The 16529-nt window shown below is 53.9% G+C and carries 10 protein-coding genes and 1 pseudogene; 6 read left to right on the forward strand and 5 right to left on the reverse strand.

All coding sequences use genetic code 11. The features are described 5' to 3' along the window. Positions 1–6 precede the first annotated feature (6 nt). From K334_RS0102440 to K334_RS0102450, 3 genes are all read right to left on the reverse strand, one after another. Positions 7–699: a TrmH family RNA methyltransferase gene (locus K334_RS0102440; RefSeq protein ID WP_025880175.1), complete on the reverse strand. Its 693-nt coding sequence runs from the start codon at positions 697–699 to the stop codon at positions 7–9. Then, the gene (locus tag K334_RS0102445; RefSeq protein ID WP_027444453.1) at positions 699–1121 is read right to left on the reverse strand and encodes a SufE family protein; all 423 of its coding nucleotides are present in this window, start codon (positions 1119–1121) and stop codon (positions 699–701) included. Before K334_RS0102445 ends, K334_RS0102440 begins: the two co-directional genes overlap by 1 nt. A 78-nt stretch (positions 1122–1199) precedes the next feature. Beyond that, positions 1200–1994, reverse strand: a complete 795-nt coding sequence (locus K334_RS0102450; protein WP_154655527.1) for an Ig-like domain-containing protein — start codon at positions 1992–1994, stop codon at positions 1200–1202. A gap of 322 nt (positions 1995–2316) precedes the next feature. On the opposite strand from K334_RS0102450, the gene K334_RS13345 reads away from it, so the two are divergent. The 6 genes from K334_RS13345 (at position 2317) to K334_RS0102480 (ending at position 9932) form a co-directional block, all read left to right on the forward strand. Then, on the forward strand, positions 2317–3789 hold the full coding sequence (locus K334_RS13345) for a leucine-rich repeat domain-containing protein (RefSeq protein ID WP_025880172.1): 1473 nt from the start codon (positions 2317–2319) through the stop codon (positions 3787–3789). Between the two features lie 13 nt (positions 3790–3802). Further along, positions 3803–4429: a DUF4903 family protein gene (locus K334_RS0102460; RefSeq protein ID WP_025880171.1), complete on the forward strand. Its 627-nt coding sequence runs from the start codon at positions 3803–3805 to the stop codon at positions 4427–4429. 74 nt (positions 4430–4503) lie between these two features. After that, positions 4504–6858, forward strand: a complete 2355-nt coding sequence (locus tag K334_RS0102465) for a TonB-dependent receptor (RefSeq protein WP_027444455.1) — start codon at positions 4504–4506, stop codon at positions 6856–6858. Then, complete coding sequence (locus tag K334_RS0102470) at positions 6855–7556, forward strand: HmuY family protein (RefSeq protein ID WP_025880170.1); 702 nt, start codon at positions 6855–6857, stop codon at positions 7554–7556. The genes K334_RS0102465 and K334_RS0102470 overlap by 4 nt, the downstream gene beginning before the upstream one ends. Positions 7557–7560: 4 nt before the next feature. Further along, positions 7561–8436 carry a hypothetical protein gene (locus K334_RS0102475; protein WP_025880169.1) on the forward strand — a complete coding sequence of 292 codons (876 nt, stop codon included), beginning with the start codon at positions 7561–7563 and terminating at the stop codon, positions 8434–8436. Positions 8437–8480: 44 nt separating this feature from the next. Next, positions 8481–9932 (forward strand): PepSY domain-containing protein, encoded by a 1452-nt coding sequence (locus K334_RS0102480; protein WP_027444456.1) that lies wholly within the window; start codon positions 8481–8483, stop codon positions 9930–9932. A 189-nt stretch (positions 9933–10121) separates the two neighbouring features. Here the strand turns inward: K334_RS0102480 and K334_RS14345 are convergent, their stop codons facing one another. Together K334_RS14345 and K334_RS13355 are read right to left on the reverse strand one after the other, a co-directional pair. Further along, positions 10122–13487, reverse strand: coding sequence for a zinc-dependent metalloprotease (locus tag K334_RS14345; RefSeq protein WP_081658010.1), 3366 nt, complete (start codon positions 13485–13487; stop codon positions 10122–10124). Between the two features lie 327 nt (positions 13488–13814). Then, positions 13815–16020: pseudogene (locus K334_RS13355) on the reverse strand (SusC/RagA family TonB-linked outer membrane protein); the annotation flags it as partial. Between the last annotated feature and the right edge of the window lie 509 nt (positions 16021–16529).

Below are 16529 nucleotides of genomic sequence, written 5' to 3' on the forward strand. Positions count from 1 at the left end.
TGCGGGCTATTCCGCGGCGGCGGTGAGCAACAACCGGCGGGCAAACTCCCAGATGACGATGCCTGCCGTGACGCTGACGTTGAGGCTGTGCTTGGTTCCGAACTGCGGAATCTCCAGGCAACCGTCGCTCATGTCGACCACGCTTTGCTTCACGCCCCTCACTTCGTTGCCGAAGATGATGGCTGTTGGGATGGCGGACGGCGGGCGGCGGGCGGCGAGGGCTGGCCGGTCGGTTTGCAAGAGCTGGCCTTTCGGCGTGTCGAAAGGCAGCGGTTGGGCGGTGAAAGATGGGTCTTTCGGCGTGTCGAAAGGCTGCTTTTGCGTGGTGAAAGCTGGCTGATGGGAAACCAGTTGCAGGTCTTGCAGTTTCGTGGAACCTTGCACTTGCTCGATGCTATACACGAAACAGCCGTCACGATGCAGCTGTTCGACAGCCTCTTCGGTGGTCGCGAAGTAGCGCCAGTCCACGCTGTCCTCGCCTCCAAGGGCCGTCTTGTGAATCTCGGGATGGGGCGGTGTGGCCGTGATTCCGCAGAGATAGACGGCCTCCACGCGAAAGGCGTCGGCCGTGCGGAACACGCTGCCCACGTTGTAAAGGCTCCGCACGTCGTCGAGAACGACGATGAGCGGCAGCTTCCGGGCTTCCTTGAACGCCTCGACGGAAAGCCGGTTCATCTCGATGGTCTTGAGTTTGCGCATCATGATTTGGCTGAATACACCAGCGCATAGGCCTTGATGCGCTTCACCATGGCCAATAAGCCATTGCTACGGGTGGGCGACAGATGGTCGCGAAGGCCGATGCGGTCGATGAAATAGAGGTCGGCGGCGAGGATTTCCTGCGGCATGTGCCCGCTGATGACACGGATGAGAAGCGCGATAATGCCCTTCACAATGAGCGCGTCGCTCTCCGCCGTGAACCTCAGACGGCCCTCGACAAGGTCGCACTGCACCCAGACACGGCTCTGACAGCCGTCAATCAAGTTCTGTTCAGTTTTGTATTTGTCGTCCAAAGGCGCCAGGTCGTTCCCCAAGTCGATGAGCATTTGGTACTTGTCCATCCAATCCTCGAAGTCCTCAAACTCCTCGATGACTTCGTCCTGTAGTTCGTTGATCGTTTTCATCATGCTGCAAAAATAACACAATCTATCCGAACTGCCAAGGCAACGGGATTGAAACTTCCGCCGCAAAGGGGCATGAAGCTACATCTTCACGAACTTCACAGGCTGGCGTATCACCACTTTCTTCAACTTGGGATACTGCTTTTCGTAGAAACGGCCTACGCTGCGCTCCAGTCCGAGCTGCGGACTGACGCTCATGTTCTCCACCGGTTCTTCCACGTCATGGTCGAACAGGGTGAGCTGAAAGACGTCGGTGGCGTCCTGAACAGCCTTGTTCCATACGACGGCGTACTTCTCCAGCACCTTGTCCGCCTTGTCGTAGATGTACAGGCGATAGGCTTTGGCCGGCACGTATGCCCGCATCCTGATGACATAGCGCAACCCGGCGAAGCGTTCCTGCGCATCCTTGACGATGGCCAGCGAGTCGTCGTGGCCCACGCCCTTGACCGTACAGCGCACTTCGTCGCCCGTCGTGATGACGGTTCTCGCAATCCACGCGTTTTCAAAATCAGTCACGACGACCACGAATGCGGCCGACTGGCCTTTGGCGTCGGTCACGGTGATGCGGGCCGAACCCTCCTTGACGCCCTGCACCACGACCTGCTTCGGCTGGTCGTTGACGCAACGCGCCGTGGCCACGCGCTCGTCCGACGACACGGCTGTAATACTGCCCGACGCGCCCTGCACGTTGACGCTGCCGCCTTCGGTGGTGTACACCTTGAGCGTGTTGCCTTCCAGCCTCACCTGCTTGCCTGTCAGGATGTCACCAATCACTTCGTCCTGTGTGAAAAACAGCCTTTCGTCGTCGCTGCATGCTGTCAGCAGCAGCCCACCGGCCAACGCCAGCATGGAAAAAAGAAAATGAATTCGTTTCATGAGAGATCCCTCCGTTTTATACTTGTTTTCTACTTGACAAACGACGTAACGTCGGAAATCTTGCAGCAACATCCGCGATATTTTCATCCCGTATGAGGATGATAAAGTGAAAAGACCTATATTTTAATAAGGTGTAATAGCCGTAAAGTCATCGCTGAATAGAAAAAACATCCTCATAAATGAGGATAAATTAGCCTTTGTGCTGCATTTTCATAGCCGTTCCTTTCCTTCAAAATCGCAACAGATGGGTATTGCATACCAGTAGTATCCCCACTAACTTTGCAGAAGATTATCATAAATAAAACTAAAACATTTTACACAAATGAAAATCAAAGATAGTTTTTTGCCTTTATTGCTTCTCTTCTGTGTTTTGGACTTCACCTCTTGCAGTGACAACGATGGCCCCGGTTACAGTGCTTCGGCCCTGAAAAATGCCGAGTTGATGACCATTCTGAAGTCGAAGGGCTACACTTTCGACCAGGAAGGCAAGCTGGAACTCAACGACTTGGCCAACAACACCACGTCGCTCGACCTTAGCGGTACCAAGATAGCCGACTTCACAGGCCTTGACATCCTGCCCAACCTGAAAGAAGTGAAGCTTTCGAACAACGGCTATGGTCCTTCGTTCGACTTCGCGAAGTTGCCCGCACAGATAACGGGCGTTGATCTCACAGGCAATGAGATTTTTGACTACGCGAATCTGATTGATGTGAAAGTGGAAGAGAACGGTGATGAAACCATCATGGACCGCCATTCACTCACAAAATTGTATTTGCCAGCCGAAGCAAAGTATGACATGAAAACGCTCGTGCGCTTCTACCGTCAGCATAAAAACGACGTAGATGCGGGGAAACTCGACATGAAGATGGCTGACGCAAAGGGCAACCTACAGGCTTACAACACGCTTCGCGAGATTCCGGACGCGTTCCTTTTGGCCTATTTCAAGGAGACCTTCCCCAGTATCATGGCCTCAGATGGAAAGCATGTAGACCTCTCCAAACGATTGGACAACAAGGATAAGACGGCGGATTTTCAGATTTATGTAGAAAAAGCAAAAGACCCTCACCCAAAATCGGTAGAAGGCGTGCAATATATCTTGTCTAATCCTTATTGGGAAGGGAATAATTTTATGCTGAATATTCCTGAGAAAGTGGAACTCCCTTATTTGGAAATAGCTGACAAGTTACAGCAGTTGTTCCTCTTGAGGGTTGATGTTACTCATGGTATCAACTTTGAAGGAGCCAAGAGTCTATGCCGTGTAATGCTGCAAAGTGTTGCGAAGATGTCGGAGGTGGATTTGTCGAAGAGTTCCTTATTTGGACAAAGAGGGGCTTCTACGGAATTGTCGGAGATGGGAGGAACGATCATCGCCTTGGTCGACTGCCCCGATCTGACGACGGTGACATTCCCTCAAAAAGAAGTATTGCGGGCTGCTCAAATGGAGTTTGTGCAACTGCCCAAACTCTCCTCCATCGACCTGCTGCACTTTACGGGAGTTGGTACATTGGATTTAGGTAACCTAAATGCAGCGTGCAAACTGACTTATCCCGCTGCATTGAAAGAGTGGTTCGACTATGGAGGCTATGTGCCGAACGACCAATTGCATACGGATTTTGCCTGTACGGAAGACGTGTTCAACCATCAGGAAACCAAGGACTTCATCAAGAAGTTTTATAAAGAAAGTACTCCTAAGCGTTTGCATTGTTCAAGTCAATATCTGTATGCCCACAATAGTGGCTTAAATATCCGAGGTATCAGTTGGAAACGTTCGACGTATTTAGATTTAATCAAATAATAAATATTGTAATATGAAAGCAACTCAGATATTTCTTTGCGGTCTTTTTGCCGCTGTCCTGGGACTCACGTCTTGCAGCAGCGACAATAATCTGGAGGAGAAAGACCCCAACGTGGAATATGTGAACGAGGCCAAGAATATTCTCAATGGCGACATTGTGTTGTCGACCAAGGCTACTATGAACGGCGTCGACAAGACCTTGTTGCCCAACGGTTGCCCGACGAAGTTCAGTTTCGAATGGGAAAAGGATAGCATGCAGCTGTCGCTCAAGGGATTCACCGTGGGCAACATGCCGCTGATTGTCTATTTCTCATGCAAATGTAAGTTCATGCAGCTCAACTCCTGGGAGAAAAACGAATACAAAGGGGAAGGCTGGGTGAAGTTCAAGGGAAAGGACGGCAACGTGACGGGCGACCCGAAAGACAACTCGGGCGTGCAGAAAGGCAGCGGTGCCGGCGTGGACGGCTATCTGAACGTGAAGACGAAAGAAATCATCTTCATCGTGAACTACAACATGATGAACGTGCGGTCGGAATGCTTCCTGCAGACCATCGACAGGAACCGCATCAACAACTATGCGGCGGAATTCGCACAATATGAGAAAGACTTGGCTGCCTACAAGAAGGAGCACGGACTGTAGAGTTTACCAACACAACAATTACAAAAGGGAACGGTAGCCTGGAGTTGGCTTCCGTCTCCCTTTCTTGTTTTGATATGAAAATTCAGCGAACGTACATTATCCTCCTGTTCCTTTGCCTATTTTCGATGACGACTTGGGCGAAGCGACAAGTAAAGTTTCAGGTGAATGAACAGGGAACACGACAACCGGTGGTCGGGGCGACCGTCCGAGTGGCTGTCGGTCAGGACATGGCTAACGCGGTCCTTGCCATTACCAATGCCGACGGACAGGCGACGATTGATGTCGACAACGTGAAAACAGCCCACTATCAAGTTGAGGCCACGGGCTTTGCCACGGTGAGAGGCAGTTTGGATGTTGCCGTCAGCGAAGTGAAGGTGACTCTGCGTGAGGACGTCATGCAGCTAAGCGGCGTCGTGGTGACCGGTTCGCGCACCGAACGACCGGTCAAGTTGTCGCCCATTACGACACAGGTGCTGGGCGGAAAGGCTTTGGTGGACGCGGGCTACAGCGACTTGCAGCACGCCCTTCAGCAGGAGACGCCGGGCATGAATATACAGAAAGTGGGCTTCGGCAATGAAATCTCCATGCAGGGACTCGATGCACGCCACGTGCTCTTCCTGCAAGACGGCGAGCGCATGACGGGTGATATGGCGGGCAATCTCGACTATGAACGCTTCAATCTGCACGCCATCGATCGTGTGGAAATCGTGAAGGGGGCCAGCAGTACGCTCTATGGAAGCCGTGCTTCGGGCGCCGTCATCAACCTGATTTCAAAGAAGACCGTGAAGCCGCTCGACATACAGGCCGGCATGCGGTGGGCGCAGATGAACGAACGCAACTACAAGAATCCGTCGCCAAAAGACTTTCTGCACATGTTTGAGAAGAACAGCGACCGTCCCAACTTGCAGGCATGGGTATCGGCAGGCTTCAAGCAAGGTGCCTTCACTTCGCAGACGGACGTGTGGTACAGCGAGAGCGACGCCTTCTACATGTACCAGTCGGACCATGACAAAAAGGTCTACACGAAAGAGGCCAACCCGTTTCTGCCCCACGACATCACGCTGACGGGCGTGGCGGCCCGTTCGCCCATGGGCATAGAGGGCACGGAACATGTTTCTGCGGCCCAGAAGCTGTATTTTGAACCGAACAAGAAACTGTCGGTACAGGCCTATGGTTCGATGTTCTTCATGAACTCGTATGACTTGATACAAGATATGACTTTCTCGCAGAGCCGTGACTTCATGGCCGGCCTGAAAGCACGCTACGACGTGGGTAACTGGTTTACGGTGAACTTGAGCCTGCACAGCGACTTCTACGACCGCTTCAAACGTCACGAGCGGCTGGATGAACGCAAGAAGGTGTACAAGAGTCGCATCCTGGAACCACGGCTGACGCTGACAAGCGACTATTTTAAGGGGCACAGCATGATTCTCGGCATAGAACATACCAGCGACGACCTGACGAGCGACCGTTTCGTAAACCGCAGGATGACTACCCGGTCGCTGCACGAAACGGAGTATTTCATGCAGGATGAATGGACTGCCAACGACCATTGGATGGTGTCGACAGGTGTGCGGACCAACTTTTCCAAGGCTTTCGGCTTCATGTGGATGCCCAAGATAGCCTTCAAGTACTCCCCCGACAGCCATTGGGCCATCCGTGCCAATTACTCCATGGGCTATCGTGCGCCCAGTATCAAGGAGCTCTTCTTCAACTGGGACCACTTGGGAATGTTCCAAATCAAGGGAAACGAAGAATTGAAACCTGAGAAGAACAATTACTTCTCTATAGGAACGGAATACAGCAACGACCACTTCTTCATCAATGTGAACACCTACGGAAACTTCTTTCGTAAGAAGATAGAAGGCGTATGGCATATCTACGACATGCAGTACAACTTTGAATATACGAACCTGAGCAGCCAACGCATGCTGGGTGTCGAGGCGATTGTCAAATGGCACTTGGCCGATTGCCTGACGCTCAACGGCACCTACAGCTACGTGAACCTGAGCAAACAGAACGGCGTACAGGTGAACACGACCTCTCCGCATGCCGCAACAGGAAGCGTCGACTACACGCTCAACAAGAAAAACTATCGTCTGAAGACCATTTTCAGCGCATCGCTCATGGGTGAAAAGATGTTCGACGTGCAGGACCGGGTCTGGGTGGAAGAGGAAAAGAAGAGCTACGACGCCTACTTCCGCTGTACACTGCCGACCTACGTTCTGTGCAATCTGGCCGTGGTGCAGACATTATATAATAAGGTGAAAGTGACGGTGGGGGTGGACAACCTCTTCAACTATGTGCCCCACACACTGGGTTCGGGTATCACGATGTTCAACGTGCCAGCCACCTGCGGTGCCAAGGGTTATGTGCAACTGGAATTCTTGGTAGAGGATATTGTGAAAGCGTTAAAAAGAAAGAAATGAAACATCAACTGTCAACGATTTTACTAACTTTGTCTCTGGCATTGGCGTCATGCGTCAGTTATGAAGCCGAACCGTTTACGGGAAAAGTGTTGCCGCGTGTTACGGGCTATACGACGGGTATCACCAACGATTGGCTGTATATCAATCTGCGGACGGGACAGATTTTCAATCTCAACAAGCCCAACGGTGATATTGCCGAGGGTGACCAGAAAGAGCGATTGGACTGGGACATTGCCTTTTGCGGATATAGGATGAGGACGAACAGCGGCACGTCGGGCAAGGGCCAAGGCGGTGCCGCCGATTTGGGATATGGCCAGTATGAGACGTGGCAGACTGCCTCACAGCTGCCGACCGACTTGCAATGGACAGTGGACGACCACAGCGTGTATGTCACCATGTCGCAGAACGACTGGAACAAATACCTGATTGCCAACAAGCTGGACTTCAATCAAAATCCCTGGTTCGACCCGAACAAAGGACCCGCAACGACACAGACCGACGCCAATCCTGTTTTAGCAAAGGCGATGACATTCACCGGACCGCCTCCTGTCTATACACCTTCATTCCACACATACGTCGTGAGAACGGCAGATGGGCAGCGGTATTTCAAGCTACAGATTATTAGTTGGTATAAGGCCGACATAGAGATAGGCGATACGGGCGGACAAATGAGTTATTATTGTGATGAATTGAAATAAGACAATGGAAACGAAAATCGAAAAGAATCATTGGGGAAAGACCATCGCGTCTTTCCTCCTCGTGTTGTTTGCCATGCCGCTGGGGCATGCGTTGATGATCGTCATGGAAAAATTCATGAGCGAAGGGGCGATGCACGTCGCAGGTTTCATACTGGGACTGGCAGGACTGGTCATGGTCATCGCGGGCGTATTCGTCAAGGGCGACACACGGCAGACGCTGTGGGGACTGTTCGGAGGCTTGCTCTTCTGGACGGGCTGGGTGGAATTTCTTTTCCTCTATTATGCCCGTCGCTACGGCGTGCAGCCCGAAATAGAGCATGGCGTAGTCGTGACCAAGCCCGAATATCTCATCCTACCGGCTTCGTTCGGCATGTGGATGATGACGATGGTCATGTATATCTTCAGTACGAAAAACGGATGCGACTTCATCACGTGGATACAGAAGGTATGCTTCAAGGACAAGCGGCGCATCATCGTCACCCAACCCATGACGCGCCACACGAGCATCGTCACCTTCATGGAAATCAACATGATTCTTTGGGCGATGTACTTGTTGCTGATGTTCTGCTACGACAAGAATTTCCTCGGCGACCATCATCCCATTACCTTCCTGGTAGGGCTGGGTTGCTTCGTGGGAGCCATCTTCATGTTCAAGCGCGAACTGAAGATCGCCGCGTGGGGGGCCAACATCCGCATGGCCATCGCCACCGTCATCATATTCTGGACGCCCGTGGAGATATTGGGCCGGATGAATTTCTTCCAAGAGTTTTGGGTGGAACCCGACAAGTATGTCTTCCAGATGGTTTCCATCCTGGTGGCGTTCGTGGCTTTAGGCGCCTATCTGTGGAAAAAGGGCACTGTCAGGAAGTCGGACAGATGACCCGCGGTCACCGCGCTTCTCATATTCTTAAGACGAGACGATAGATGAAAAAGGCTGTTTGGCGCAAGCATCACAAGTGGTTCGGACTGGTGCTGGGATTCTTCATTGTCATGTTTTCCCTGTCGGGATTGGTGCTCAACCATCCTTCCGTCTTTTCGGGAGTCAACGTCAGCCGGTCGGTTTTGCCGTCGGACTATCTGTACGACCATTGGAACCGGGGACTGCTGCGGGGCACCATCGGGTGGCAGGGACGCGTACTGGCCTACGGGAACAGCGGAATCTGGCAGACCGACAGCACCGCCTCGTCGTTCGCAGACTTCAACCAAGGGCTGCCCGAAGGGGCTGACTTCCGTCAGATTCGCGGAATGTCGGTTACGCCTTCGGGCGTTCTCTTTGCGCTCGGGCAATATGGATTGTACCGTCTGCATGCCGGCAAGGGCTGGCGTGAAGTGCCGTTGCCCCGTCAAGAGGAAAAGCTGAGCGACATCACCATGCGTGGCGACAGCCTTGTGGTCACGGGACGGTCGCACGTGTATCTTTCCATACCGCCATACAGGAGCTTTAGACAGTTGACTTTGCCGCAGGCGGAAGGCGACGACGGCAAGGTGTCGCTCTTCCGCACCATCTGGCTTCTGCACAGTGGCAAACTCTTCGGCACTGTGGGGGTACTTGTTGTCGACAGTGTTGCTGTCATTCTCATCTTCCTCACACTTACGGGAATCGTCTACTGGCTCGTTCCGCGTGGCGGCAACGGGCGGTTGCGGCGACTCGTGCGACGTTTCTCCACATGGCACGACCGCACGGGTCGGCTGACCATAGTCTTGACGTTGCTCCTCTGCGTCACAGGTTGGTTCCTGCGACCACCCGCGCTGATAGCCATTGCCTCGGGCAAAATCCCTCCCCTACCTTTTTCGACGATGGACAGTGACAATCCATGGCACGACAAGTTGCGCACCCTCCGCTACGACGAGGCGGCGGGCGACTGGCTTCTTTACTCGTCAAACGGTTTTTATTCCTTGAAGAATCTCCATGCACGGCCAAAGGCGGTGGGCGTCCAGCCGCCGGTGAGTGTCATGGGAATCAACGTGGAGGAGAAAGACAAGGACGACAGTTGGCTTATCGGCTCGTTCAACGGTATGTACAAATGGGACAGGAGCAACCATACGGTGACCGATTACTATACCGGCCGACCGGCGAAGCCGATTACAGGGAGGCCCGTGGGAACGCATGTCGTGGCCGGCTACAGTGCGGATTTCGGCACAGCCGGCGTCGTCGTCGACTACAACCACGGTACCGCCGCTTTCCCCATGCCTCAATGGATGGCCGCGCTGCCCATGTCGCTGCGCAACGTCTGCATAGAGATACACACGGGACGCATCTATACCTTCCTGGGCGCAGGAAGCATTTTCTACATCTTCCTGATGGGCATCGCCGTTTTCTGGTGCATCTGGACCGGATGGAAGATACAAGGTCGGAAGCGACACGGCTCCGCTTGAATGCCGCCGCCGAAGTAATGCCAAGCCTTCAGCCCGCTGCTCGCACCGAATCTCCCACTGCCTGTTGCGCAAACACGGCCCTTTCAGCCGCTGAAAGCTATCCTTTCAGCCGCCGAAAGGGCCGCTTTTACAAGTTGACCGTGCCTCTTTTGCAAAACGGGAAGCCCCCTTTTGCAGCGTGAGGGCTCATCACGTGTTCAGATACTTCTGCACGCGGGCATGGAGCAGCACGTAGTGGGCCTTGGTTTCGGGCGTCCGCGTCGTGGCGATACGCTCTTCGAGCAGTTGTTTCAGCTTCAGCGCGTAGTGGAAAACGTATTCCGCCGTGCGGTCGACCGTGGCCATCCACATCGTTTCGGGTTCGCCATAGCCGCTGCCGAAACCCAGGAACGACTCGTCCGCATGCGCGTCGTGGAGGCCGCGAACCTTTCCCACCTGCTTGACCTCGTCCACATTGGCCTTGAGTTTCTCCACATATACCTTCTGCAAGGCGATGTCGTCTTCGTCCAACGCCTCGTTTCTGGCGATGGTTTTGGCCCAAACGTTCCGGTAGACGTCGTCGCAATACTCCAAAGGAGAGTAGGATGTGGAGTCCAGATAGAAGCTCAATGCCAACCTCGGCGTGGCGGAGAGGGCCATTTCCTGTATGCCGGAAGCCAGCGTCTTGTAGGGATGGCTGGCCAACTGCGGCAACCGGTTCTCGATTTCGGCCACGCCCCGCTTGCCGAAGCGCCGCGCCTCGTCGAGCATCCACAAGGCGGCGGCCCGCTGTCGGTCCTTGGGCACCACCCGATAGCGCGGCAGGCCCGACGTCTCCGTCGTCTGATAAAGGCGTATGCCGCTCACGTTGGCATAGACATTGCGCACGTAGCCGTAGGCCTGCGACACCATCTGCCGGTAGAGTTCCGCCTTCCTCGCTCCGTCGCCGTCGGGTATCCACGCGTCGAAGTGGCCGAGAATGTAGTTCAGGTTCTGCAATCCATAGTCGCTTGCCTTGAGCGGATCGTCTCCCAAGTCCTCTTCGATGGCCGTGGGGTCGTATCTGAAGCCCGACTGTTGCAGCCCATAGCGGTACATCGGGTCGCCGGCGTGGGCGTCGATGAGCTGCCGCAGCGGCCTGACATCATCCTTATAGCCCTTGGAACGCGGGAAAACACGATACGCCCACTCCAAGGCATAGTAGTCATAGACGCCCAGGGACGGCGGCGTCAACGCCACTCCCCGGTCAGAAGGCTGTGCCACATAGTTGAAGCGGGCATAGTCCATGATGGAAGGCGTGGTGCCGTACTGCCGCGTGAAGGTGGCGGAGCGCAGCGAGTCGGTGGGGAAGGCGGCAGAAGCCGCCATGTTGTGCATGAAGCCCAGCGTGTGTCCAATCTCATGCGCGATGATGTATTCGAGGGTCGACGCCACGATACTGTCGGGCATGGAGGCCGTTCGGGCGGCCGGGTCGAGCTGCGCCGTCTGCACAAAACGCCAGTTGTCGATGGTGTTGATGACGTCGTTGTAGACCAAGACGGTGGCCGTCACGATCTCGCCCGTCCGCGGGTCGACCCACGAAGGCCCCATGGCATTCTCCACGGACACGGGCTGCAACTTCAGCAGACAGCTGTAGAAATAAAGCTCGGACTTGTCGGCAAGGTTGATGTCGACGTTCGGGGCGAGGTTCAATCCTGGCGTTCCGAAGCCCGGCGTGGCCCCTTCCGCGCCGTCGGTCAAGACCGAACGCCCGCCCGAAGCGCCCGAAGCGCCGCTGCCCGTGGCTTTCGAGACGGCGGACTGCGCATAATTGACGAATGTCCGCTGCAAAACGCGCTCTCCCTGTGAAGGTGCGCGAAGCTGTTCGGCACTCGCAAACAACACCTTGTACACGTCGTCGAAGTATTCTTTCTGCGTATAGCCGCCCGGAGCGAGGAAGGAAGACACTGCCACACGGGTGCGGGCGGCGAGAAGGTCGTAAGCCATGAACTCAAGCGTCTGGTCGTAATAGCTCACCGCCATGAAGCCTTTGCGCTCGAAGGAGCGGTCGGCGTGCCTGGTGAAGTTGACGGCCTGTTGCAGGCTCCATTGCAAGGAGCGTCGCTGCAAGTCCTTGCCCACCACCTGATAGCGGGGCGTGCCCGACGAAACCTTCATGTCGTTGAGATGGATTCCGCCCACGTTGGCGAGCACCTGCTTGTAGAGTGCGTAGTGCGTTTGCGCTATGCTCAAATAGAGTTTGTCCTTGATGCGGCTGTCCTCGTCGTTCTTGAACCTGTGCGACAGTCCGCTTTGAACCGCCCGCAGATTGCGAATGGCCAGGTTGGCGGACGCGATGGCGTCGTTGCCCAGTGCGCCGGCTTGCACCCGCGGGTCCCATTGGGCGTTGCGACCGGCGTAAAATCTGAGGCGTGGATTCTTGACTTTGCCGTCGACAAAAGCCTCCAATGTCTTTTTCTCTTCGTCGATCGACACGCGGTCGGGGTCGAAATAGCGATAATTCCAGTCGATGGTGAAGTGGTCGTACATGCCCAGTGCCGTCGGTGCCAGGGCCACGCCACGGTCGGAAGGCTGCGCGACGTAGTTGTAGTGCACGTCGTCCATCACGGAAGGGGCAAGCCCCATGGTGGATGTGAAGCGTGCGTTGCGGAGCGAGTCGGTAGGGTAAGTGGAGGAAGCGCCGGGGTTTTCAAGAAGTCCCAGCATGCGTCCAGCCTCTCTCGTTACCAACATCGAAAGGCCTTCGGCGAACTTTTCGGCCGACAGGCGGTTGGAGCGGACCGACGGGTCGACTGCGGCCGTCTCCACGAAACGCCACTTGTGGAGCAAAGTCTCCACGTTGGAGTAGATGAACATGGAAGCGTTCATGATTTCTCCCGTGTTGGGATTGAAGCGGACGTCGCTCGTCGGTTCGGCCGAAGAGCCGTTCGGAATGTAGCGGATGCAAGAATACCGAATGTTGTCGGGGTCGAAACCGGCCTGCTTCTGCGGGAAATCGACCACCTCAAGCGCGTGTCTGAAGCCAATTCGCTCGAACGCCTTGTTCCAACGAAGAATCCCTTCGCGAATGGGTTGCTTCCATGTTTCGGGGAAAGCGTCGTCCAGATAGAAGCGGATGGGGGCGACAGGTTCGGACAATCTGCCCTTGGCGTAGGCCTTCTTGTCCTTCGGGATGAGGTTCCAGCGGTGTGAATAATAGATTTGCCGGCTCTTCGTTCCCTCTTGCGGAATGCCCAACCTGACCGAGAAATCAACCCCGACGCGCGAGTCCATGATACGGGGACGCATCATGCTCTGCGGCAAGAGCGTCACACTATAGTTCACACCGACCGTCGTCGGCCGCTCTCCACCGATGGGCATGGACATCAACGACGTGGATATTGTGTACGTGAAGTCGTCGTAAACGGTCAGGTTCGTATCGAAACTCTTGATACCCCTGATGAATGAAAGCTCAGGTTTCGGTGTCGCCTTCAACGTGTAATTGCCGCTGTGCGTGGGCATGACGGGCAGCAAGTTGGTAGGTTTGCCCAGCAGGGAAGTGACCTCAAAGACCACCCCCCTCTCCTCAAACCGCATTTGAAGGCCGTTCTTATATCATTCTCCTACCGTTCAAGCCAGGGCGTATATAAAGCTCCCTGTACGCCCGAAACGCCCGTGTATAAAGGACTTCACGCATACCAACAAAAAAAGGCCACACGCGTAAACGTGCAGCCCTATGTGTGTAAACCTTTCGCCAGCCTCATGTAAACGAAAAGCCCTTCGATGTAAACCAAAATTAAACCAATGTAAACGTTTCGTTTTGTGGAGTCTCAACCATCAAACTACGCATAACTCTTTGTAAACTAACGACTTTACCAACTTTTCAGCCCTCCATCATCCTATACACTTCGTTCTGTGCCCCATAATGTCGAGCAGCAAGTTGTCGGTGTTCTTGACATAATAGTCTGCCGAGAGGTCGAGCCTGCCACGGAAAGCGGTGAAATCGACACCGACGTTCGTGCTTAGGGTGCGTTCCCATTTCAAGTCGGGGTTGCCGATGGTCATCGGTACGGCACCGGTGCCCTTGCCGTAATTGTACGTGCTGTTATAGCTGTAAGTGGTCAGCGCCTGATAGGGGTTGAAATTGATATTGCCCAGATATCCTATGCTGGCACGAAGCTTCAGCAACTGGATAGGCAGGCCCTTCATGAACTTCTCATTGTGCAGGTTCCATCCTCCACCTGCGCTCCAGAACGGTGCAAAACGGCTGTTCCTGCCGAACTTCGACGAACCTTCATAGCGATAAATCAGATCGAGAAAATACTTGTTGTCCCATATCGTGTTGGCATTGACGAAGAATCCCACGCCGGTCGAGCGTGTGTCGGAGCCTGTCGGACGTCCCGTCAGGTCGTAAGAGGTGGCAAATCCCGGATGACCGAGCTTGTCGGAATAGAATCCGATTGACTTATACCCGGCCGCGTCGACAGAAGACGACTCGATGCTGCTGCCGCCCCATAGCCGTCAGGAAGAGCTTCTTCATGAAATAGCTGTTGTATGACAACATCACCTTGCCCTGATAAGTGGTGGTGTTCACCCATTCGTCCGTCAACGAACCGCGTTGGTCGGACGACTTGGAGCGGATTTCATTGTAAGAGAAAGGAGAAACGAAACGGCGCGTGTCCTGCTTGCTGCGATTGATGGAGAAGTCGCCGTCCAGACGGAACTTCTCTCCCATCCATACCTGCACGTTGGTCGTATTGAGGAAGTCGAAGGTGTTGCGCTTGCCGTAACTTCCCAAGGACGCCTCGTAAAGGGGATTGGCAAGATCGTGATAGAAAGATTTCCTCAGTTCCCCCTCGGCGTCGTAAGGATTCTCGTAAGGGTTCTGCCTCACCCACGTCACGAAGTCGCCGTAAGGAGAATCATTGCTGGTGATGGAGGAAATGGTAGCCGTATTGGACACGAAGAACTTGCCCGAGACGTTGTACGACAATTTAAAATTGGTGGAAAGACGGGTGCGGTCGGAGCCTTTCATCACGCCCGCATCCTTGCCGTAGCGCACACCCAGGTTGTATTTGGCCCGCTCGTCGCCACCGTCTATGCTCAAGCTGTGCGCCTGCGAGACGGCGTTGCGAAGGGGCTTTGACAACCATCGGTATCGACGCCGTTCTGCACTTCGTTGAACAACCACGCGTATTCCCTGTCCAAGGCGTATTGCCGCGAAGGGTCGCTGTCGCTGAACAAGCCTGCCAAGCGTTCATACTCCAACTTCTGACCGGCATTGAGCAAATGGTAGTCGTGCAAATCGGGCGTAGACAATCGGAGAGTTCCGCTGTAATTGAGTTTCAGTTTGCCGCCTTTCAAAGCCTTGGTGGTAATCACGATGACGCCTGCCGAAGCCTTGGCGCCATACAAGGCCGAAGCCGAAGCGTCCTTCAGCACCGTCACCGACTCGATGTCGTTCATATCCATATCGTAGACATACTCCGCAGAAACCTGCGAACCGTCTACCACAAACACGGGCATGTTGGCCTGGCCCTCGAAAGTGGCGCGGCCACGGATGTTGATGTCGGCCAACTTATTGGGGTCGGAACCCCGACAGATTGTCCTCCAGGATGACCATGCCGGGAACGAAGGAAGACAAGCTTTGCAAGACGTTCTTAGTGCCCATGTTCAACAGTTGCTCGCGGTTTACCGCCACCTGCGCACCCGTAAACGAGTTCTTGTTCTTCGTTACATAGCCCGTCACCAGCTTTGTCACCGAGCGATAGCCTATCGACGAAACGGTGATACGGGCTTCTTTCTTGTCGGTCTGTATCTGATAATCGCCATTGATGTCGGTCACATATCCGCCGTTGACGCCTTCCACGCGGATGATGGCACCAATCAAGGGCTCGCCGTGCTCGTCGGTCACCTGACCGTAAATGCCGGTCTTGCGCTGCGCAGGCTCTTTTCGGGCCAACTTCAGCGTATCGCCCTCCATGCTGTAGGCCAGCGGCAACTGGTTGCTCAACGTCAGGAGCAAACTCGACAACGACTGCTCGCGCACATCGAAGGTGACTCCCCGGAAGGTTTTCACGTTGTCATTATCATACGAAATGGTCAGTCCTGTTTGTCTGGCGACTTCCATTGCAAACTCTTCAACGGTGGCATTGCGCAGCGAAAGGGTTACTTTCGCCTCGTTTTGCCCCTGGGCATGCAACAAAAGAGACAAAGGACCATAGCACAGAATGTTCAAAAAGAGAACAATCCAAATGCGTTGAATGAATTGAATCTTCTACATCTTTCTCTTAATTATGGAGATTTTTATTGAATACAATCCGTCTCATGCGAAAAAGCACTACCCGCCTCTTCTCAAACGAGACCTCTTGCGTACGAATGAATACAATCTTTTTGTAAGTCAAATCCGTTTAGTCGTCTAGTATCTTGCACCTATTTTGAAATAGGTGGGCGCAAAATTATAAAAGAAATGCGACAATTCATGCTCTTTTATCCATAAAAAATGAAAAAAACTATCATTCTTTAGATAAATCAACGCTGGCTTGGGACAAGCCTTCTGTCGACAAACTCTTTCTGAAGGATAAGGAAAGACATAGCCCGGCAGGGCTTATTTACTTTTCAATAACAACACAAACTGAT

Source organism: Segatella baroniae DSM 16972 = JCM 13447 (genome assembly GCF_000426585.1).
Classification (GTDB): domain Bacteria; phylum Bacteroidota; class Bacteroidia; order Bacteroidales; family Bacteroidaceae; genus Prevotella; species Prevotella baroniae.

Bases quoted from the DNA above. Each gene is read 5' to 3' on its own strand.
- K334_RS0102440 (WP_025880175.1), bottom strand. From the start codon at position 699: ATGCGCAAACTCAAGACCATCGAGATGAACCGGCTTTCCGTCGAGGCG.
- K334_RS0102445 (WP_027444453.1), bottom strand. From the start codon at position 1,121: ATGAAAACGATCAACGAACTACAGGACGAAGTCATCGAGGAGTTTGAG.
- K334_RS0102450 (WP_154655527.1), bottom strand. From the start codon at position 1,994: ATGAAACGAATTCATTTTCTTTTTTCCATGCTGGCGTTGGCCGGTGGG.
- K334_RS13345 (WP_025880172.1), top strand. From the start codon at position 2,317: ATGAAAATCAAAGATAGTTTTTTGCCTTTATTGCTTCTCTTCTGTGTT.
- K334_RS0102460 (WP_025880171.1), top strand. From the start codon at position 3,803: ATGAAAGCAACTCAGATATTTCTTTGCGGTCTTTTTGCCGCTGTCCTG.
- K334_RS0102465 (WP_027444455.1), top strand. From the start codon at position 4,504: ATGAAAATTCAGCGAACGTACATTATCCTCCTGTTCCTTTGCCTATTT.
- K334_RS0102470 (WP_025880170.1), top strand. From the start codon at position 6,855: ATGAAACATCAACTGTCAACGATTTTACTAACTTTGTCTCTGGCATTG.
- K334_RS0102475 (WP_025880169.1), top strand. From the start codon at position 7,561: ATGGAAACGAAAATCGAAAAGAATCATTGGGGAAAGACCATCGCGTCT.
- K334_RS0102480 (WP_027444456.1), top strand. From the start codon at position 8,481: ATGAAAAAGGCTGTTTGGCGCAAGCATCACAAGTGGTTCGGACTGGTG.
- K334_RS14345 (WP_081658010.1), bottom strand. From the start codon at position 13,487: ATGCGGTTTGAGGAGAGGGGGGTGGTCTTTGAGGTCACTTCCCTGCTG.